The sequence below is a fragment of the Microbulbifer maximicatervae (SeqCode) genome (genome assembly GCF_052467615.1).
Genome location: NZ_CP174319.1, coordinates 2,795,948 through 2,818,853 on the forward strand (window position 1 = coordinate 2,795,948; position 22,906 = coordinate 2,818,853).

Consider the following 22,906-nt stretch of genomic DNA (forward strand, 5'->3'; position numbering starts at 1 on the left):
GCTATACCAAGAAGAAGTATAGAAACGAATAAAGATTTATCATGTATAGCGGCAAACTATCCGATTACTGAACGCTTCCGTTATTTAAAACTTCTGGAATTAAGCCCGACAATTGCCGGGCCCCAAATCACAGTTTACCAATAATATTAATAAACACCCCATGACTGTCATAGTCCAGCTGGGTGAGGTCATCAGAGAAGTCGGTAAAGTTGTAGCCCACCCCCAACTTAAGGTGGTCGCCAACATGTCGATACAAGCCGATTAAGGCGCCGCTCTTGCTATCCTGGGCATCGGGTAAATCGAGCAGACGTGCTTCCAAGAGGAGGTCCCAGCGCTTGATAAAATGCCAATCGGCACGCAGTACATAGAGACTCGCACGGCTATCGAAAAACTCTGGGTCTTCCGTATCCATGCTCAACTGGCCTAGACGATAGGCGTACTTGCCACCCAAAGTCCACTGTCGATTGATATCGTAACTGGCGTCTATCGAAAAGATATGACTCTTCTGGATAAATTCCGTGGAGGTATTATCAACCGTAACCTGATCCTGAGTTGGCACATTATAGAAATAGGTGTACTTCATCAGGGTATTCAGGCGGTCGTTATTTACCGGGCGATAGGCATAACCCATGACCGCTTCGGTAAATTTACCATCGTAGAATTCACCTTCCGAACTTTTGCTGTCTGAATAGTTGAGTTTGCCAACCAAGCGCCAGTCCGGGGTGAACTGGTAGTTGAAGGTATTTTTTAATAGCCAGGTATCGCGCTCAGTTTCCGATACAGTATTTTCGCCCGATACCGTTTCCGATATATCCGTACGGTATTCCAGCGCGGATGCGATGCGTATAGCATCCAAACCATAGCCCACATTAAAGCCCATGGCATTGCGCTCGGTCTTGGCTCCTGTATCCGGGTCTTCGAGTGTGCCCGCCTCCAGGGTAGTGCCATAGGTCCAACGGTCATTGGGGGCCAGATCCATACCCAGGGCGTGGGTCAGGCCAGTGGAAACATCACCGTGACTGTAGCGCTCCTCACCGTAAATATTTAGCGTATCAGAATAGCGACTGCGGAAGCCGGTACTCATATTGCCCTTGCGTGCACGCACACCGGTATCGCTGCGCTCGTTATCCAGCGCATAATTCATATAGAGGCTGGTTCTGTCAGTCACCAGAAAGTCCGTACCGAGTCGGGCAGCTGTGCCAGTATCACCACCGGAAACTTCACTGTCCATTGTCAAACGGTCACTCACCCGATAAGCGCCGCCGAGGCCGATGCGATTGTTCTCTTCGCGGGTACCGGTCACTTCCATCGTATTCTGAACAAAACCAAAGGCGCTCCAACTCTCACCGGAATCATAGCTCGCCTCGACAGCAACATCTGTGCGATCCCCTTCTGTCTGGGTAGCGGCGACAACTTCGGATTCATCTTCACGGCTATCATTGCGAACTGCGGAGGTGAGTCGCCAGTGATCATTGATACGGTAGCCGAGCATCAAGTCCATGGCATTGGTTTGCAACCCCTGCTCTTCCTCTTTGGTGTCGGCTTTGATTCTTACATCAAAACTTTCGCCGATCGGCAGGTTAACGCCACCGCCATATTGGATGGTATCGCCATCCACAAATTGGCCTGGACCGGAAAATCCAGCTTCACGCTCTTGATGGTAAAAACTACCAGAGCCACGCAAACTCTCGAAGAAATCTCCCAGCTGTAAAACGCCTTCCACGTTGGTTGCACTCGCAGCAACCGTGGAATCCAGGCTTTCATCATCAAAGGTGTAGCCGCCATCGAGCGAACTGACGCTATCGAGATTGCTGCCCTCGCTATCGGCCATTTCAATTTTCACCCAACTACTGGCGCTTTTACGCAAAGTCAGGTCAATACCCTGCAAGGAACTTTCATTTTCATCTTCGTCTTGCTGAATACTGCTGAAGCCCAATTTGACGTGATCGCCCAACCAGTAGTGGGCACGCCCACCAACAGCCAGGGTGTCCATTTCTTCAAAACCTGGTGTGTATTCGTAGCGTGCTACCAGGTATTGGGGATTGCCGTTGTAAGCGCCATCCTCAATGAGCAGTTCATCATTTGCCAGGGAAGATAAGGGGCTGTTAAGCAGGATACGCCCTTGGATATAGTCGATGTCGTAATCAACTACTGCGGTGAGAGTCTTAACTCCGAGCACCAGCCCGGAATCTTTATCCCGAACTTCTACTCGTAAACTTTCCGAACCGCTGGAAATGTCCTGGTGACGGAGGTAATACAGGGAACCGCCGGTTCCACGATACTCATCGCGCCCGGCAATGGTTCCCGGCTCTGCTCCAAAGGCATCTATTTGAAAGCGCTTCTCACCAAAGCTGGTCATCGCATCGGTTTCAAAGTGACCGCTACCGCCGTAGAGCGTTCGGTCAATTTGAGCGAGCTCATTATCGGCGTAGTTGGCTTTGAAATTACCCCAGAGACCGTAGTCATCGTACTTGGACAATTTCACATAAAACTTGCCTGACGTGGGGGCGTCTTCAACTACGGTGGAGTCATCGCCAAACGTCGGGTAATACAAATCACTATCCAGGCGGCGGAACAAGGCATCGGGAGACTTTTCCATAAAGTTGGAAAACAGATCCTCTACCGGGCCCTCTTCGGTATCTGCACTGGCCGACAGACGCCAACCTTCCCCGAAACCGCCGTTGGTGTAAAACGCCAGACGGCCATCGTAGCTTACTGAATTGTCATAATGAGTTTCATCACCGGTAACCAAGGCTGCTGGGCCATTGGTTTTATCGTAACCCACAGTAAGGTCGGCAATACCTACAGTAAACCATTCGTTTTTGGCAAAATCCAAATCCCGCAGGAAAAGTTCACCATTACCCTCATCATCAAGTATCGCCACTTCAACCGTGTGCATACCCGGCTCAAAAATTTGCTCGGCGATAAACTGGCCTTGACTGTCGACCGGTACCGGATTGCCCGCTAACCATACGGTGTGCCCGGGCGGCACCTGAGTGCCATTGACCAGTACACTGTTACCATCCAGAGGAATGTTCCGCTGCGCTAAGCGGTTCTCACCGTAGCCTACTAATAATTCCCTACCGATATCTTCATTTTCTGCAGACTCTTCAATTTGATCTACCAACCACAGGGTCTGTTCCGTGGTCTCGTCATAGCGGCCCTTGTTGTCATAGGCACGCAGTACGTAGTGTAATTTTTTTAGAGGCGCCTGGAATTCAGAAAATTCTGCATGCCATTCCCCTTTGCCAAAGTGATCCAGCGGTACAATTGCCAGAGGTGTATCGCGCAGAGACTGTCCCTCTTCGAACAATCGCACTTCGGTACTTTTAATAAAAGAGGGATAGTTGGTATAGCTACTGAAAAATACCCGGTTCTCTGCCAGGTCGGTATCCGGGTTATCCGCGTAACGGATGGTATTTGGCCACGCTGTCACATTCAGGCGCGGTTGCATTTTTTTATTGTCGAAGCGAAATTGAATATTCGCTTCTTGCAAGGCCACATCAGTACAGCGCTGTAAGTCCGCCGAGTTTTTATAGGGGTCGTATTCCGGGCTGCCGTCGACAGTGATACGCATTAAGTTAAGTGCGTAGGGATTATTGGCTATGGCTTCACGATTAATGCGCTCGATTTCCAAGCGATCACTTTCAGTGAGAATTGCCAATTCATCGTACAGGACTTCGATCTCAACCCTGGCTCCATCCCGCTGCTCAAAGCCATTGCTCACTACATCCGCAGATTGGACGTAGCCGCGCCCTTCAAATTCCACCTGGGTATCTTCGAGGTTGAGCAACTCCTGTACCTGTGCCATAGCGCGCTGAGCGCGGGCACCGGACAATCCCTGGTCATCGCCGTAAACCATCGCTTCGCGGCGATCCATACGCTGGTTATCGCTGTAGCCAATAAAGCTCAAACGAACATTCGCTTTATTGGAAATTTCAGCCATGGCCGCACGTATTTGTGTTAGCTGTGCCTGACTGATAATCGGATCGCCATTATCAAAACGAATCGGCGACAGTTTTCCACCGGCAGACTCATAGGCAATAGTGAGAGTTTCCGCAGCGGCAGCTTCCGGACAGGCCTGAACAGAATCTGTAGCGACTTCCAATGGGTCGTCATACCAAAATTCCACTTCTACGCGACGGTTGAGGGCTCGGCCTTTCGGCGTATCGTTGGCCGCTATTGGTTGACTTGCCCCCTTGCCACTGCTGGTGACCATGGCCGCAGGCAAATTCAGTGCAGAACCCAGGGCCTGAGCGACACGGCGGGCTTCGCTATAGGATCGCTCCTGATAAGCACTCTGTTGGGCTTCCGGATTTTCACTCACGTCCAGGGGGCGGGCGTCGGTATGACCAATAAAGTGAATAACCAGATTGTTTTTATCCGCAAGGTTGGATCGAACCTCGCGGATACGGCGAATAAAGGCTTCCGGCAATTCTGTTTGCCCGGGCTCCATCCTCAGTGGCGTCACCAGGTTTCTAAGGCGTGCCCGCTGTTCACTGCCTGCGGCATAAGTAAGCCTGCACACCGTTTCCTGGCGGCATACTTTCACCCGGTTGAGCAACAATGCTTCCGCACGGGCACGGTCCGCCATGGCTTTTTCATCCAGGGCGTCGTAGGTTACTTTTACCTGTACTCGGCGGTTCTCTTCACGACCTGCGGTAGTAATATTATCCGCTGTGGGTTCTATATCCCCTCGCCCTTCAACAACAATCATTTGCTCAGGCAGTTCAAGGGCCTCTTGAAGGAAGTCCGCCACGAACTGGGCCCGCGCCAAAGTAAATTCTTCTTTGCTGGCAAAGTCTGCTACCTGTTCCCCGGTAAGGGGATCGGAATCTGTATGGCCAATAAAGTGCAACTTAAAATTGGGCGTCTCACCCAAATCATTCAAACTCTGGCGCAGTAACTCCACTGCCTCCAGAGGAATTTCATCCTCAACGCCATAGAACAGGATTGGGTCGATAAAATCTTCCACCACAATCGGGTCCAGCGGTGCAACAAATTGAGTCGCATCCTGCAACCATTGATTTGTAGGTGCGCGCAGCAGCATACCTTCAGTATTACCGCCTATCGACTGCTCTTCGAGTTCGGATTGAGCTCCACTTTCTTCAGAACTCAGGCTTGGAATATTTTGCCAGACCTGCCACCAACTAGGCTCATCTACTTGCGCTCTCGCTTCCTGGGCCTGCGCTGGAAGTGTTAATGCCAACGCGATCGCGGTGGCGAGACGGCAGTCCCGCCGGGGGAAAAAGCGGGTCGTCTTCGCGGCAGTATTTATCGAGCAAGCTCGCTGATCACGATTCCGTTTTGCAAAGGACATCACTCCAAACCTCCTTTACCAGGAGGCGCTCCACGGCGCCAGAAAACTTCAGTTTCTATGGTCAAATCGTAGTCACCTTCACGGCTCTCCCAGTCCTGGGCGACCTGATCTTTAATTGCCTGCAGACGCTCGTCCACCAGATCCGGATCTTCATTCTCCCCAAGATAGGCAAGGCGTAAAACAGAGGGAGCTTCACTGAGTTTTTCCAACAATAAATCCATTCGGGAATGCCATTGCGGGCGCAATTCTGTTGTGCCCGGTTCAAATACCGCTTCGGCAATATCCAGGCGCACTACCCGGTGCAAGCTGGCTCCAAAGTTGAACTTCAGCATCTTGCCTCGGGTGGCTCGCAGCACACGCGGGTTTTCAGTGGTGAGACGATACCCGCTTGGCAAGCTGCGATCGTCGAGCTTGAGCACAAAATTGGAACCTCGATCCCCATTCGGCACCACTGCGCAGGTAATATGGAATCGACCGTGGGAGTCCGCTGTAGCATTCAGGCCGGTAGCAGTCACCACTCGAGCACCCGGTAAACCACCCTCTCCTTCATCCTGGTAGCCATTCATATTTTTATCGTCAAACACTTTGCCGATAACATCGGTGCAGTCGAAGGTGGGATCGGGTACTACGCGCACTGTGGCAGAGGCCTCACCAGAGGCAGCCTGACCTGATAGTTGGTTGAACATACGGGCGCGGTTCACATATTTGCCCTCGCCCACACCGGAGCCCACAACCAAAAGCAGTTTCAATACACGGGTTTCTTCCGCTTCCACGCGCAGGTCTGACCACCTCAATTGCAGGCCTTCGCTTTCAGGCTCAACCGCTTCTCCATCAAGGCGCGCCGAGCCCGCGACATATTTGAAGCCTGCCGGGAAGTAATCGACTAGCTGTAGATCTGTCAGTGGAATTGGCAGCGTATTGCCAAAAGTAATGGTGTAAGGAACCAACTGACTGCGGGTTACGTTGAGCATGGCCGCGGTTTTGGTGATGGATAGCGCCCCTTCCAACTCCGGGTCCATGGCGACATGGTTGTTGAACAGCTGGCTTTCCCCTGGAATCTGACCATCATCCAAAGTCATTCGCAGGTAGTAGTCCGTTGCCGCATCCCGCGCCTCGACATCAAGAGAGGGGTGAGAGAATGATTCCTGAACCTCACAATGATTTGCGGTCGCAGGAACCATATCGGCGTTGCTGCCCAGGCAACCGGCCACATCAAAACCGGCAGTTTCGCTGTTTGTCTGAGAAGGAATTACCAGTGATTCACCACCCACATAATCCTCATCCGCGATATCCACCTGAATCAGGTAGTCCGCGCTGGATGGACAGGCTGCATCGCTGAAGTTGATATCAAACTTGTAGTAACCCCCAGACTGGGTTACCTGCCCTTGTTGTTTCTCATCATCAAAACAACGCGCAGGCAATTCCTGACCGGAACTCACCCTCAACATAGTGAGGGTGGCACCTTCAATGGCGGAGCGGGTTACTGAATCGTAAACCACGCCATTGGGTGTTAGAGGCAAATTCAAATCCTGTGGGTTCGCTCCCGAATCTACATAAATTTCACTAATGGACTGCGGGCCGTTGGTGAAATCAGAAACAGAGTTACCCAATGAAGCTGTACTTTCAGTAGCATCTGGTGCGGTGTAACGCATTTCATAGCTAAGGCCACCATAGCTATTCGGTACCAGCCCCTGGAACTGGAAGTAACCATTTTCATCAGACTGAGCTGTTTCCATCAATTCGTCATTGAAATACAGGTCTACCGCCCAATTAAGCAACAGGCTCTCATCCGTATCCAAGGCATCATTGAAATTCACATCGTGCCACAGATAACCAGCCAGGTTGGCAATGCCCGGGGTACCGCCAACGTCAATGGCAACACTGGCCTGAGCGCTGGAAGCAGGATCATTCCACTGTACTTCTGCGGTATTTAATACAGTAAAACCATAATCCAGGTTTTCTGACATCTGCGCCTGGAATCGCAGAGTAACCATCTCTCCCGGTTCCAAGTCACCGTAAGTTGTGGCGTAGTCTGCTGTGATTAGCGTGTCGACAACCGTTATTCCATCGGTCTGCCCGTTGAGCATGGCCGAATCGGCGATATAGGTGAGAACTCCATCTCCAGCTATAGCCAGGTCATCGGTGATCTCAATATAAGTTGCGGGGACACCGCTGATATTTTCGACGGTTACCAGGTATTCCAATACTGCACCCGCTTCTGCGGCACCGCCACCGACAACAGCAACTTCTTTCACAATGGAGAGCAACTGGGCATCACCCACGACAACGTCAGTTGGCTGTGCACCATTGGCTGGGTTGCCATCTGCGTCGGTCAGGGTAAGTGCCAACTCATCTGCATCAACACTACCCTGGTTGCTGATAACTGTACCTGTCGGAGTGCCAGCATTCACCATTACCTCAAATGTGACAGTGGCAGTTTGACCCGAGGTAATAATGCCTTCATTGGCTCCTGGTAGCGGCGGTGTCAGGTCATCGGATGAAACCGGTAAGGCAGAATCCAACTGTGAATTACCACCACCGTTATCCGCTACCACTTCACCATTCAAAGTGGTGGTGCCAGCAACATAAGTAGTGTCATTTGGTACCTGATCGGTAAGCGCTACTTCGAGAGCATCTACACCACCCATATTGGTGATTGCGATGGTATAGCGAAGTACATCACCCGGATCGACAATTCCTGCGGAAATATAGTCTTCGGCAATCTCCACAGTCTTGTGGGCAATTAACAGGGGTACATCGCCAACAATATCGATCGTGGGATCATTGGGGGCATCGGTATTCGGGTCATCGGAGGGCACTTCATCAAAAGTACCGCTACCCGCACCTTCACCATTTACGAACGCTTGGTTTGAAATAACGGTGCCATCATTAACGTCATTAATGGTGACATCAAAGGTGATGACCACTGCGGCTGCACCATTGGCCGTTGCGCCGATAAAACCATCGGCTTCGCCATCGGTATTAATGCTCATACCTGCAGCCAGAGGAGAGGTGCCGCTGACATCAGACAATGTGGAGCCGTTCAGGGTGGTAGAACCACTGACATAAGTTGTATTAGATGGGATCTGATCCAATATCAGAGCATTGATCGCATTCTCATTACCGGCATTTTCCACGGTAATGGTATATCGCAGGGTATCGCCAACCATCAGCAGTTCTGCGTCATCAGTCATATCTGCCGACGTTTTTTCTACCACCAGTAATGGCTCTGACTCAATCAGTACTTCTGTGGGATCTTCATCACCCGCCGTATCCGGATCATCGGTGCCGTTGATGTTGGGATCATCACTGTCTTGCAGTAATTGCCCGGGAAGCTGAACCTGGGCCTGGTTGAAGACTTGGGTCCCATTATCAATAACTGCTGCCAGGGTAACTTCATAAACAATCTGGATAGAATCTCCCGCGGCGCCGCTCGCAGTAAGATCCAGATTACTGACTTCCAGATAACCACTATTCCAGGTACCGGCAGAGGCATCGATAGCACTGCTGTCACTGCCAGTCGGAGCACTTACCAACTGTAAAGTGCCCGATTCAAACAGTGCTGAATTATTTAATCGGCCCAGGTCATCGGTTATTTCGACTCCGCTCACATCAACACTGCTCATATTGGTCAGTGTCAATGTGTAACGTAAAACTTCTGTGGGACTGGCTGCAGTGGCCGGGTTTTCTCCACGGCTGATATTTTCCACTACTTTGTAGAAAGTTACTTTCGGCACAGAGGCGCTAACCGAATAAGCATCCTCATGATCCAATACACCGGGAGTGCCATCAGTGGGCGCCGCACGGGTGTACTGGCGAACTTCAGTGAGGCTGCTATCCCAGCTGTGCCACTGAGTAACACCAGCAATATTCGTCAGCGTATCCCCATCGACGGTGTCGGCATCCAAATAGGCGTCGTAGCCAATCAGCAGATGGTAATCCGCATCCAGCATTGCCGCTGGGCCGATGGAGGTAATTGTGAGGGTGCAGCTATCGTTATCAAATACCGCGCTAAAGTCAGAACCCTCTGTCAGGGTGGCCGTCGTGGTGCCGGCGCTGTCAGTAATTTGCGCGGTGAAATTGGCCGGGGGCGTTTCACACATTCCACCGGGATTATTATCCGGCAAAATATCGGTAACACTAATATCCCAGGCCGGGCCCGTACCGGTATTGTGCAAATCTAAAGTAAAGGTACCGCCTACACCGGACTGAACACTGGTGGGGCCAGATTTAGTCAGGGTAATAGCCGTGGGTTCTACTACTGTCATGTCCGCCGTAGTATTGCCGCTACCCGCACCCTGCCCCGCAGAGGCATTATCATTATCGTAGTTGTAGCTGTAGCTGGCACTGGTGGCAAAATTCAAACCGTCCACATTCGGCGGGTCCATATCCAGCAGTCGCAGGGTTACATCAATAACGACTTGCTCGCCGGCGGGCACATCAATTCCGTTAGTGCTATCTGCAATACTGAGACTGGTGGAGCTGCCGTTATTTTCCGGAGTGAAAGATGCACTGCCAGATACTTTACTGGCACTGACAAATTCCAGATCCGCAGCAGACGCAGTCAGATCCATCAGCACAGTGACATCGTGAAGCGCTGTGGTCTGCACCGTTTCCGGGATGGTAATGCGATAGTTAAACGGCTCGCCAATGGAAGCTGCTAATTGGGTAACTTCAATCAACAGTGGCGCGGCATTGGGAGTATTAAATTGGATACTCACCGGAGAAGTCGGGCCATAATCCTCGCGTAAATCGTCAGTGACCGCCACGGAATTCAGAGACGGCAAATCGTTATCATCAAGCGAATAATAAACTTCAACATAGGCCGCATTTTGCAGGCTAAGTCCAGCCCCTAAATTAGAATCCGCTTCAACGCGATATACCATCTCCATGGATTCACCGGCGTTGATTCCGTAGCCCGAACCTGCGGTAAAATCCCAAACGGCTTCGCCATTACTACTATCGAAAGTAGGCGCAACCACTGTTGCTACGGCACCATTTACTGTGAGGGATTGGACACTGACTCCCCCTTGGCGCAGACCTAAAGGAATCACATCGCGGAATACTGGATCATAGGCTGGTGAAGAACCGTTGTTGGTAATCGTAACGGTATATTCAATCGTATCGCCAGCGGAAAGCGTGCTGCCATCAGCGGGAGTTGAGCTTATGGCTACGGCGAGGTCCGGCTGTAACAGGTCCAGTGTTTCGCTATCACTACGGGTTTCGGCTCCTGTGGCGGCATCAAAACCAAACTCTGCGGTATTGATCAGAGCAGTATTCGTTGCCGGCCAGGGGTGGGAATCCTCATTGAGAACCCGGGCAAGGTAACGCACAACAAATTCATCGTTGCTGGTATCGTTATCACCCGTATTGACCAGGTCGGGAATGCTCCAGGTAACCGTAGTGGCACCAGTAGAAGGATCACCAGACTGCACTGGTTCTGCGATATCGGTGTGGGTAAAGGGCGCCGCAGCAGTAAATGGTGCAGAAGTTTGGCCATTAATTGAAAGTGTGCTTACAAACACCATTCCCTGGGGCAAAGTATCGACAATAAGCCCATTGGAAGCCGTGCCCTCTGGTAGAGAGAGGGTAATCTGGTATTCAACCAAATCACCCACTCGCAATTGCTCATCAGCGCTACCATAGCTGTCATCTGAACGAATTTTGCTAATTGTGCTGTCATTGGCAGCATCTAGCTGAGCAGCAATGTTTTCCAGCAAGTAATCATTCAGGCCGCCACTGCCATCAGCACCGTTACGTTCATAAATACTGCTGTTATCTTCATCGAGACTGGTCCATTCCACGCTGGCAGTTGCGGACAGCGCAGCTGCTGGCTGTACGCTGTCGAGTACAACCACATCGAAGACCAGTTCACTGTTATCACCAGCGGCGATATCCAGATCACTATTGGCCCGATCCCAAACCAGGTTTTGCGCAGTAGTAATTCCGTCACCAGTTACGGTGGGATCTGCCTGGGAGGCTCCGGCAAAAGTCACGGTGCCCGGTACAAACTCAAGCCCCAGGGATAACAACTCATTAACCGAAAGATCGTAAGCTGCAGAATTTTCCGCATTACCCGCAGCACTGAGGTCCAGGGTAAAACGCAGTACATCGCCCGCATCCGGATCGTTACCGGGATTGGTTTGATTTGCGACAGAGGCAATTGCACTTATCTCTGGCTCGACGATGGTGAGTGTCGCTGCAGTGCCGGTGCCTCCGGACTGAGAAGTGCCGCCATCAGTCGCGGCATAAGAATAAGTCACCACATTTTCAAAGCTGTGACCAGCCTGGGCTGTGGCATTGTTGGCAACCCGGGCGCGAACTTCAAAAATTGCCACGGTACCGGCTGGGATAATATCGATTGCCAGATCGATATTATTGCCACTGGTATTATCGGTGTAGGTAAGCCCATTAATTTCCTGCAATTGCACCAGCTCTAAGCTGGGGTCTAATACATCGGAAATTTCAATATCGTAAATGGCCGAGGTGGTGCCGCTACCGGGGACCTGTATCTGGTATACGACCTCGTCACCGACAGCAGCAGTAGTCGCTGTTTGCAGTGTTTTTTGTGGAGCAGTCACACTGGTCGCAACAGTGCCCATAGGATAGGGAGTGCCCAAAGTAACTGCAGAGTACTGTTCGCCATTGCTAGCTTCCAGCGACCAGAATTCATCGACGGTAAAAGTGTTAACCCAGCTTTCACCGCCACTAATATCTGTATAGAAACCGATCTCGTAACTGATTTCCAAACAGGTGCCCGCTTCAACCGGTACCAGGAAATCGAAGCCCATATCAGCACCGCGTGTTGCCGGCCCACTATAGGTGTAATCTGCTCCCTGTGTCAGTAGAGCACCGTCGAGGCTCACCTGGAGATTGGCAATGGAACTCTCATCCATTTGCGTCGCTAAATCGTCAGTTAGCGATAGGTTGTAGGCGGGGGCAAGACCCGAGTTACAGGCCTGCAGGGTAAACTGCATAATATCGTTGGCCGGGTCCACATTCATATGGGAGCTGGGCCAGGTAGCATCGGTCTTGGTGAGATTGTCGATCACCGGTTGCAGTACAGTAATATCGGCGCTGTCCTGCAAGGTACTGGCGGCACCGGTGTAATTTAGCTGGGCCGTATTGGTCAGGGTTGCGGTAGGTGCGGTGATTCCCGAACCCGCCACTACTTTAGCGGTGTACTCAATAACAAAGTTATTGGTATTACCGAAATTACTGGTGATATCCCCTAGATCCCAGGTCACCGTGCCAGTATCACCGGCAGTGGGAACCGAAATCGCTGAATAGGTAAAGTCATTCAGACTATCGCTGTAGGGAGCAGCTGTGTCCCCGTTTACGCTGACAACAGTGTCAAACTCCAAACCACTGGGCAGCACATCATCAATAGTGACTGCAGGTGTTGTTCCCGCCTGTAAATTCAGGGTGAGCTGGTAAGTGACAGTATCGCCAACACGCAGGGTACCCACTGCAGTTGCGGTATCTGTATCGGCAATTACTGCTTTTGTAATGCTAGTATTGTCTACCGTATTAATACTGGCTTCTGCAGGACCAACACAGTAATCATCAGGTGCGGAAATACTGGGGCATCCAGCACCGTCTCGCTCATAGGCCTGGTCATTGATACTGCCATCGTCCAGGGAGGTCCAGTCCAGCATCACACTGTTGCTGATAGGCGAACCAAAAACGCCTGTAACCTGGGTTCGGTAGGTGAGCACCAGAGTTTGACCCAGCGCTAAATCCAGACTGTTATCGCCATTGTCACGACCCCATACGAGTGGACCTGCTGGAGCTGCCGCTGGTGTGGCGACAAAGCCGGATACTGCGGTACCGCCTATTTCTGCGGTAGGTGTAAAGCTGCTATCAAAGGTCAACTCTGAAGGCAGCGTATCGACTAAATTCAGCTCATAAGCTGCGGCACTGGAGCCCGCATCATGCTCCACGGTAATAACATATTCCAGCACATCACCACCCACCGGCAGATTGCCGGGGTTGGTGGCATTACTCACTGTCTTATTAATCTCGAGTAACGGCTCTACTACCGTTACACTGGTTGTGCTGTCGTTGATATTTTCTGTGCTGCCACTTTCCCCATTGCTGTAAGTAAGCGCGGCACTATTTTGGCGATTGTCACCATCATTAGTGGCGAGATCATTTTCGATGCGGGCAAAATAGGTAATTCGAATCAGCGGAGCAATTGTGCTTCCGGCCGTGTCATTTTCACTGCTGGTATCGACGGTGCCGATATCCCAGGTAGCATTTCCGGAAGTATTATCCCCCGGAAAACTGTTAAAGGCCGATTCAGATGGCGCGCTGCCATTAATAGTTTCAATACCGACAAAATCGTAAGTAATATCGTAGTCAGTATTGTGAGAGAGCACATAGCCTTCTGGGCTACCCAGCTGATCAGTGATAACTACATTTTCACTGATACCTTCCGGCAAACTGATTTCCAGTTGGAATTTTTTATGGGCACCAATGGTGGGAACTACCGAGGTGTCCAAATCCGTTTTAGTCATTGCTAATGACGGCACTTCGGTCTGGGCGCTGGCATTGGTTTCATAATCGTTGATGGGATCGCCGACATTAGGCAAAACACCAATACGCATGCCATCAGCGGCACCATCAATGCCAATAGAATTGCCACTGTTAAGTGCAACATCCGAGCCCGGCAGGGACTGCCAGCGGGCTTCAACGGTGTTGTCCAGAATTTCATGGGGCTCAACGCCCTGCTCTACCTGGACTTCAAAAGTGAATGATTTTGTATTGCCAACCGCAATAGTGTAATCGCTATTGCTGCGATTCCAGCTAAAGATGGGGGCATTGGTGCCCACCGTAGTGACATCAACATTATTGGGAGGATCGTTGCCGCCCACATTTCCCAGGTAAATAAGATTGCTACCGGTGAGGTCGTCGAGCACCTGCAAGTTGTAGGCATCAGCACTGCCAATATTTTCTGCTGTAACTGTGACTGTCAAAATATCGTCAGCATCACTATTGGTAACAGCAAAGGATTTGGTCAGCTGTATTTGTGGCTCGAGTACTGTTATTTCATGGGCATCAAATGGCACCGCCACCGCCGCACCGGACTCATCCACATAGGTAACTTGCGCAGTGGTATAGCTGCCGCCATTACCCAAAACATCACCGTCATTGGTGTTACTGCTGTTTTCAATACGGGCAATAAACTCTACCGGAAAATCAAACAGGCTACCGGATACGGTGGTGAGTTCCTGATCACCAAAATCCCACTCAACGTAATCTGCAGTACCCGTGCTGGTACAGGTAGCATTAAAAGTACCTCCCGGTACAAAGCCAGCGGCATCATAAGGGGAGGCACTTAAATCGATGGTCTCCCCTTCGATACAGCGCATACCTGCCGGCAATTCATCACGAATCACAAAGTCTCGCAGTTTCGCTGCCGGAATCTGTGCTGTCAGTTCGTAACGTACCTCTTCACCGACAACAGCTGTGTCACTGCTGGTTCCACTGGCCGTGCCGTTGGAGAACTCAAGGGCTTCCTTCGGCTCTGCCTGTACTTCAATAATCCTCATCTGTGCTTCGGCATCGTCGGACTGGTAGTGGCGCGCCCGACCGGCTGCAAGAGTGCCGTCACCGACACCATCATTGTCCGTGTCACTGTCAATTTGCGGAGAAGTCTGATTACCAAAATCGCCTTCCAAACTGTCATAGCGAGCGAAGAAAGTATTGGTAAACAGCTGCAGTGGTGCCACTGACTGATGTGGTTTCACACGGTAATACAGAGTTACGGAGTCACCCGGGTTAATTCGCTCAAGGGCAGTGGAATGCTCATAGGAAAAAGTAATAATAGCCGGAGTGCCACCATCACTACAGTGGGTAGCTTCCGAATAGTTATTTGCACCGGAGGTAATTCCCACCAAGCCATCGTCGCCACTGACAGTTTCCGAACTGCCATCAGCATCGTTATCCAGGCTATCGGAATCCATTGCCTGCACACACATCTGGCCGGAAGAATCCAGGGTATCAGTTACTACAACATCGTATGCGGGAGCGCGATCAACACCGCTATCCGCAGCCCGGTTAGTCACCGTGAGACGGAAGATATAAGTCTGGTCCCTGTGCCCTTCATCAGTAAAATCCACAAAATTGCTACAGCTTGTTCCAGTGCCGTAGAGATTTTCATTACAGACTTTTTTATCGACTTCTATCGAGGGTTCAGTAACAGTGACAGATTCCGACCATTCAGTAATATCTGGGAAACCGGGGACCGTGGTTGGAACACCATCAATATTGGTCAGGGTTCCACTGGTATTGTAGTTATCTACGATAATCGTTTCAGTATCAAAAACCGCAGTAAACTGGGCGCGGGCGTAATCGATACTGTCATTTGCGTGTTGGTTCGGATCAGTGTTTTCTGTATCCACTGGGTCATTCAACAAGCGGGTTGTCATATCCGCAAGGAACCAGCGGTCTTTCGCTGTAATATTGGTAGTAATATCCCACCGTAAATCTGTCTCACTCAGAGAGTTATTCAGACCACCGCCCTCAACAATATCACTGCTCGAAATCACCACACAATTTGCCTGAGAGGTGGGATCAGGAAGGCTGACGTCTGAACAATTTAGCGGTGAATCCGCAATATAGCCCTGGCCGTCGGGAAGGTCATCGATAACATCAATGTCCTTCACTTCTATCAAAGTAAATCCCGGTGTATCGAATCCAAACCAACCACCGGCTTGAATTTCAAAACTACACTCTTCACCAATCAATACACTGCTATTTGGGAAAGCAGTTTCACTGGTCAGCTCGGTACATTCATCGGAACGGTCCTTGACCAGGTTAAAACCCATTACCCGTGCGCGCATACCATCAAGGGTGTAATTGTTGGCCAGCTGCAAGCTTGGTGTTGTCTCGGTAATTACGGCAGGGCTCGGAAAGTACAGAGGTGTACCATCATTCAAAGTGATCTCACCGACCACATCCGCGCGGAAAGTCAGGTCGTCATCGGTGGCCGAGTGATTCTTTTCAACCACAAAAATCACCCGCTCTGTATCACCGGGTCCAATTTCACCACCAAGATCACCACTGTCACAGCGATACACTGTTGAGGAATCTGGCAAGTAATCCGGCTGGTTCCATACAGGGTGCTGAGGTACAGTGCCCACATTCGGATTGCCCAACGCCGTACAGCTGCGGTCATTAGACAATACCCTCATCGCCTCACCGAAGGTGACATACACTGAATAATCATTCGCATCGTGGCCACCATTATTAGTGATATCCACTGTTAGTTCTGAAGTGCCACTATCGCGAACAATATAGAGGGGGTGAACAGTACTAATATCCAGGTCTTCAGGGTCGGGCGTAACCGATTCCGTATCTACCTGAGTAGCAGGGCTGGTTGAAGAACAAAAGTCCTCGTAATCAATAGTGAGAACATTGTTTGCCAGTGCGATATTACTATTAGGATCAGTACCGGTGGTCGAAGACTCTTCCTCTACATCCAGGTCCGCATCCAGATCAAAGAAGTCAGGCTCAATCGTAACGATGCGGAAACGAATTTGAATTTCATCTCCATGTCGCATCATGTGCTCTTGGTCTGAGTATACCGAGTGAACTGTACTACTCAACAAGCGGAATTCCGGTTGGTTGTTATTAAGTGGATCCGTATCCCATTGATTCCAAGTAGAACCCACACGCCATTCCAGCGTATCGGCTTTGCCGTCATAGTCTGAGCTGTAGTTAGCGCCATGGTTATCAATACCGCGACGCTCTCGGGTAATTTCCGGTGTAAAGGTGGTATCAACCACATACTCATCGGGCAGATCGCTGACAAACTGGATATCTCTTACCGAGCCACCCGTCCGGTTATTTACGGTTATAGTGACGTAACCGGAAGCACCGAGAGGTTGATTCAAGTTGGTACCGGTAATCTCCTGGGTAATAGTGAGATCAGTTGAAACCTCAACACGCATTTCCGAAGTATCAGAGCCTGGAGCCGAGGCTTCCGCAGGACTGGAAATACCGCCAACACCCGTATCACCGTCAATCTCACAACCCCACTGTAAATCTGATACTGTATTAGTACCATTAGTGCAGGAGGTATTTACCTTACCTACCAAGTAAATATCCAGATCACCACCAGACGGAACGTCAGTGCGCCCTGAGCCATTGGAAAAATTACCATCCAGCTCAAAGTTATTAATAGAATTACTTGCTGAAACGCAGCTACTGCCACCAGGCGCAACACCATTATTATTGGCAACAGCTTCAGCGGCACTTTCACTCGGACAGGCGTAATTGATATCCATGTTGGGGTTGGACATCAAATCATCAAAACGCGCATCCTGCATATCCGCGTCACCATCATTAGAGATACGAATACGCCAGATCACATCATCTTCAATATTGCCATAGACATTATTGGTGTAGTTTGTTTGCGCCGCGTCAATGTTACGGCCTCGCTTGTCCATGGAGGGTTCCGGCTCGCGGATCGCCAACTCCATGCTGTGAGTATCTGTAGTGGTGGGGTAACTGCAGTAGTCAAAAGTTGCGGTAGCATTTAGGGTGCGATTATTAACAACCAGCTCTTCCTCTTCTTCATCCTGGCTTCGCACGTTGAAGGTGATAGTCAGGGTCGTATTTTCGTCACGCTCTGCAAGTGCTGACAGGTCATTTTGATCCCAGGTAATCGTGGTACCACTGATAGTGGGCTCACCCAGAACAAACCCAGAACTCACTGAAGTAGAGCCAGTCACATACTCGAGACCGGAGGACCCGAAGTTCTCCGTAATAACGATATCCTGAATAGACTGGGTACCCGATAGGCCACTGAAAATACTGGGTACATCAACTTCGATGGTTACCTGTCCATCACCACATAAAACGCACCAACTTTGGCCTGAGCGGTGACTGAGAATATTGAACCCTGCAGGATCATCGGTAATAGAAGGACAGTTGGATTGAGCAAGTGCCTGCGGTGCAGTTAGCAGGACCACCGCACAGACCAATAAAAATCCAATAATCACAGACTTGCAGGATTTTCGCTCAACAAATTCCGACTTCATTATCACTTAACGGCCGCCACTTTCTAATACAGATGTTTGGAGGTAAATCGGGCATTTACACCAGACACTCCACGGTGGGCGAACTTTAATTACAACCCACTTAGGTAGCCGTGAAACAAGTCATAATTAGCCAGCTGACAAGTGGAACTTTTGTAGGGATTGCCAAGTGGTTCTCAGGCGGGCCCTCAGTGAGGGAAAATTTTTGTCCAGAACGGACAAATAATAAATGAACAGGCATGACGAAAATTTCATCAGTTTGAAACGACCGGAACCCACAATTAGCGGGCTCCGGCCAATTATCAGCCTAGGTTGGTGGGAAGAAGTCAATCGGATAAAGAATGGTTATGGTCGGTACCCCGGCCTTTTCACCAAAGTTAAATCGTTTGACCCTAGCCACAATTTTTGCATTGAGTGACGGCGAATCCACATCACTGGAATCTACACTCACGGCAGAAACCGATCCGCTGGGTTCAATAGTAATCTTCAACACCATCTTACCTTGCAGCGCGGGATTATTACGCAGCTCACGATTGTAGATACGGTACAAGGTGGCCTTGTAGCGATCGAAAACAATCTGGATTTCCTCATCTGTCCGCGACGGTCCAGCACCATCACTGAGAGGACGGTCCTCACCGGCAAAGTCACCTTCAGTACCGATAGAACTTTCCACTCGCGCAAAGGCAACGCCACCCAAGTCCGAACCAGATCCACCCACATTGCGACTCAACTCTGCCGTATTGATACCACCACTTCCCGCGGTAGATGCTGCAGTGATCAGTGAGCGCTGACTGCGGTTCTCTTTTTTACCGGCTGTGCTCAGCTGGGTTTGCTGGCCGAGGCGGTTATCCAGATCATCCTGTATCAGGTCCTGGAAGTTATCCTTAAAGGCGAGAACACCGGATCGCTCAGCTTTTTTACGCGCCTGCTTTTTCTCCGCCTTGGAAGGTTTCGGGTCCTGCTTGGCTACCTTCTGCTCAGGCTTCTTCTCTGGCTTTTTCTCCTCTTTCTTAGGCTTGGCCTTTTCTGGCTCCGGCGGTGGCTTGGGCTTGGTTTTCTTCTCAATAACCAGCTTGGCCAAACGCTCGGGAATTTCCACTATTTGAGACTCGGGCTGGGGCACCGTATACAGAGGAATCAGGTAGCCCAGCAAGGCGGCGATAAACAGTGAGGCAAAGACACAGCGGCGAAAACGCTTCTCGTCCTCGCCCTGCTTGTGCCATGGCATCACCATAGGGCGGAACTTAGGCTGTTCGAATTCCCGTGTTATCTCGAACTCGAACTTTGACTCTTCCTCCTCGCGGCGCAGCTCATCCGCGCGCTCATCCAGCGCAAAGACCTCTTCCTGGCACTCGCTTATGCTGTTCTGTATAGCACTGCGCTCATCGCGCAGCTGCTCCAGGCTCTGGTTGAAACTGCGCGTCGACTGACCGATCCGCTCGATAACCTGCGCAGAAGCATTCTCCCGATAATCTTCCGCCCAGAACATTTCTCCCGCGCCCGCTTCTTCAAGCTTGCGCAGGCGTTCGGAAATCTCGTCGAGCAACTGGTACTTGGACCCCTGGTCCTGTAATTCAGCCAGCTTCTCTTCGATCTGGTGCCGCTCATCCTCGAGCAGCTGCATGCGATGGTGAACCGCCTCAAGCGCCTCACCTACCGCCCGCTGTTGTTGAAGAAAATTACTCACAAACTTCCATTAACCCTGAGATGCTTTCTGAATAACCGCCAGTGAAACTTTGGTATAGCCAGCGTCTGTACAGCTGGACATCACCTTTTTCAGCAAACTGAACGGAATGCCTCTGTCCGCGAGAATATTGACCTCCGGTGGTTCTGGATCCTGCCCCCCCTCGACATCACCCTCACCTGAATCTGCCGAGGCCTGTGCAACTCCAATTGCCTTGGCCAGCTCTGCAACCATCGCTTCCTTAATGGCCGCAATAATGGTTTCCTCACTTTCCAACACTTCGGAGGTGGCAATTATCGAGTTGGACTCCACCAGGATTTCATCATAGGTCACCATCAAGGTCACCGTTTCCCGGGGCTTGGTTTCCACCACTGAGTCCGGCAAGGTAATCACCTTGGGAGGCTCCAGCGCTTCATTGCTGGAGGTATTAGTCAGCAGGAAAAACACCAGGATCGTAAAAACATCCATCAGGGAAGTCAGGTTCATGCCCGAGGTTTTCTTGCGCTTATGGCTTCGCGCCATACGCTTCATGCGTCGGCTTTCATTTCTCATGGCGCATCTCCTATGGAAATATCAGGAAATAAAACCACCTTTTCCACCGCATCCAGATCACTGGGATCACTCCCCTCAACCCGTACTTCAGCTCCGCGCACAGTATCCATAATGCCCACCAAATGCTCATAGGCGATTGTGGGCTCCATCAGGATGATGGAATCAGTTTTTTCCGGATAACTGGCCTTAACTTCCAACAAAAACTGCGTGAGCTTTTTAAGGTCATACACTTCTGCTGTGGGCAGCACAGCGAGAATCTCAGTCTGTTCTGTATCTGCTCCAACGGAAGCCTCAATAGGAGCATTTTCACCCTCGCCATCGATATTCAGGTTGGGGAAACGTGCGATAACCTTTTCACCATCACTGATTTCCACGGCCTGCTCTCGCACAACTACCTCCACCGTAACCGTGGGATCATCCGGTGCTCCACCACCGGCACCACTCGGCATATTCAGTTCGAGAATTGTCACCCGCGAAAATACCGCCGATACCAATAGAAAAGGCACCAATACCACCATCAAATTCAAGAAAGCAGTGATATCCAGCTCAGGAGCTTCTTTATCCCGCCCGTGGCGCCGCCTTCTCATTACGCAGTTTCCGCTTGCTGTGCTACTGGATTGGTTTTAGCTGGGGCAGTTTTTTCACTAGACGGCTTGGATTTTTCGGGCTCCACTTCAAAACGGCGACGGGTTGCACCATCAATCAGGTTGGATGCTTTTACTGAGACCATCTCCAGGCTGTCGATAATTTCACCGGTGAGTGAGTTCAACAGTGCGTGGACGATCAACAACGGGATACCAGTCATTAGACCGAAGGCGGTGGTGTTCATCGCCACGGAAATACTGGCGGAGAGCAGGTCTGCTTTTTCTGCCGGGTTGGCATTGGCTACCGCCGTAAAGGCTTCGATCAGACCCATAATGGTTCCCAGAAGCCCGAGCAAAGTCGCGATATTGGAAAACAAAGCTACGTAAGGGGTGCGTTTTTCCAGCTGTGGAGTAATCTCCATCATGCTCTCTTCCATCGCGATTTCGATATCTTCACGACGGCGAACAGCCCCCTGCCGGGCCAGCCCCATAGACAGTAATTTACTCACACTGGACTCGTCCTGTTTTACCAGGTTGCGAGCGCGATCGAAGTCTCCCGAAGCTAATACAGGCTGCAGCTTATCCCACATATTGCGGTTGCTGCGGCGCTCCAAATGCAGGCGGATAAAGCGCTCGATAGCCACAGCACCACCCAGTGCGGCAACCACGAGAATCGGGTACATAAAAGTACCGCCCGTCTGGAAAAACTCGATGACGTTATTGAAAAAGCCCATTACAAACCCTCTTGAGAAATACAGCTAAAACTTGGTGCTACTCCGGCGATAGCCGGAGTCTATATGGCGTTAATCGCCGGACAGGCTGAGCTGGTAGAACTCCAACTCACGCATGAAAACTTCCTTGTCGAGCGGTTTGAGTTTGTCATCCATCAAGCTGGAGACAAGGTCGCTTTCGACACCCACTTCGGAACTTTTCCAGGGGACAATATAGAGAGACTTAGGGGCTTCCTTGTTACCGATAATAGAAATACCCGACAACTCCTTAATTTTTGAATCCACCTTTTTATCGGTAGATTCTTTTTTCTCCTCTCCCTCAGACTGAGCCAAGGCATAAGGGAAAACCATAAAGCTGGCCACGAATGGCAAAGCCCAACGAAGTTTAATCATTTACCAGCCCTCCGTTGAATATCAGCTAACCAGATAGTGACATCCCGGTCCTCTGGTTCCAATTGAACATATTGTTCGAATTGTGCCAGAGCACACTGGAGATCTTGCAGATACAGATCACACAATATGCCCAGATTTTTTATCAAAGGTAGATATTCTGGATTTTCTGCCAAAGCATTCACATATATTTTTCGCGCCTCGGCAAAGCGCCCTTGCTTTCGGTAGAGAACAGCCAGCTCATTAGTTGCCACCGGATGTTTTTCGTCCAGCGCCAATGCCTTTAAAAAGGCCTCTTCCGCTTTTGCCTCATTGCCACTTTTGTAGTGGGCAATACCCAGATTGATATAGGGTGCCGGAAGGCGCTGCTCGCGCTCCACCACTGACTGCAGAAGTTCAATAGCACTCACATAATCCTGCTCGGCAAGATATTCCAGGGATCGCTCAAAGTCCCGACTCACACTGCCCGATACCCGCACCGAAGAATAATCAGAGATTTTTCCAGACTTGGTTTGGGTGCTGGCGCAAGCTGCTAACAACAAGGCTAAGCCCACCAGAAAAAACAAACGCATTTGTTTTTGCATAACTTTCCACTCCAA

8 protein-coding genes are annotated in these 22,906 nt (G+C 50.6%); all 8 read right to left on the reverse strand.

Features of this window, described 5'->3' with window-relative positions:
• Positions 1 to 127: 127 nt before the first annotated feature.
• The 8 genes from ACJJIM_RS12450 to ACJJIM_RS12485 all read right to left on the reverse strand — a co-directional run bounded on the left by ACJJIM_RS12450 (position 128) and on the right by ACJJIM_RS12485 (position 22,891).
• The gene (locus ACJJIM_RS12450; protein ID WP_444911114.1) at positions 128 to 5,320 is read right to left on the reverse strand and encodes an OmpA family protein; all 5,193 of its coding nucleotides are present in this window, start codon (positions 5,318 to 5,320) and stop codon (positions 128 to 130) included.
• Positions 5,320 to 18,369, reverse strand: a complete 13,050-nt coding sequence (locus ACJJIM_RS12455) for an isopeptide-forming domain-containing fimbrial protein (RefSeq protein ID WP_444911115.1) — start codon at positions 18,367 to 18,369, stop codon at positions 5,320 to 5,322. The genes ACJJIM_RS12450 and ACJJIM_RS12455 overlap by 1 nt, the downstream gene beginning before the upstream one ends.
• A 304-nt stretch (positions 18,370 to 18,673) precedes the next feature.
• Positions 18,674 to 20,053 (reverse strand): AgmX/PglI C-terminal domain-containing protein, encoded by a 1,380-nt coding sequence (locus ACJJIM_RS12460; protein ID WP_444911116.1) that lies wholly within the window; start codon positions 20,051 to 20,053, stop codon positions 18,674 to 18,676.
• A 9-nt stretch (positions 20,054 to 20,062) separates the two neighbouring features.
• Positions 20,063 to 20,602, reverse strand: a complete 540-nt coding sequence (locus tag ACJJIM_RS12465) for an ExbD/TolR family protein (RefSeq protein ID WP_444911117.1) — start codon at positions 20,600 to 20,602, stop codon at positions 20,063 to 20,065.
• Positions 20,599 to 21,189 (reverse strand): ExbD/TolR family protein, encoded by a 591-nt coding sequence (locus tag ACJJIM_RS12470; protein WP_444911118.1) that lies wholly within the window; start codon positions 21,187 to 21,189, stop codon positions 20,599 to 20,601. Before ACJJIM_RS12470 ends, ACJJIM_RS12465 begins: the two co-directional genes overlap by 4 nt.
• The gene (locus tag ACJJIM_RS12475) at positions 21,189 to 21,920 is read right to left on the reverse strand and encodes a MotA/TolQ/ExbB proton channel family protein (RefSeq protein WP_444911119.1); all 732 of its coding nucleotides are present in this window, start codon (positions 21,918 to 21,920) and stop codon (positions 21,189 to 21,191) included. The genes ACJJIM_RS12470 and ACJJIM_RS12475 overlap by 1 nt, the downstream gene beginning before the upstream one ends.
• Positions 21,921 to 21,989: 69 nt before the next feature.
• Positions 21,990 to 22,310 (reverse strand): hypothetical protein, encoded by a 321-nt coding sequence (locus ACJJIM_RS12480; protein ID WP_238152012.1) that lies wholly within the window; start codon positions 22,308 to 22,310, stop codon positions 21,990 to 21,992.
• Positions 22,307 to 22,891 (reverse strand): tetratricopeptide repeat protein, encoded by a 585-nt coding sequence (locus ACJJIM_RS12485; protein ID WP_444911120.1) that lies wholly within the window; start codon positions 22,889 to 22,891, stop codon positions 22,307 to 22,309. Before ACJJIM_RS12485 ends, ACJJIM_RS12480 begins: the two co-directional genes overlap by 4 nt.
• Between the last annotated feature and the right edge of the window lie 15 nt (positions 22,892 to 22,906).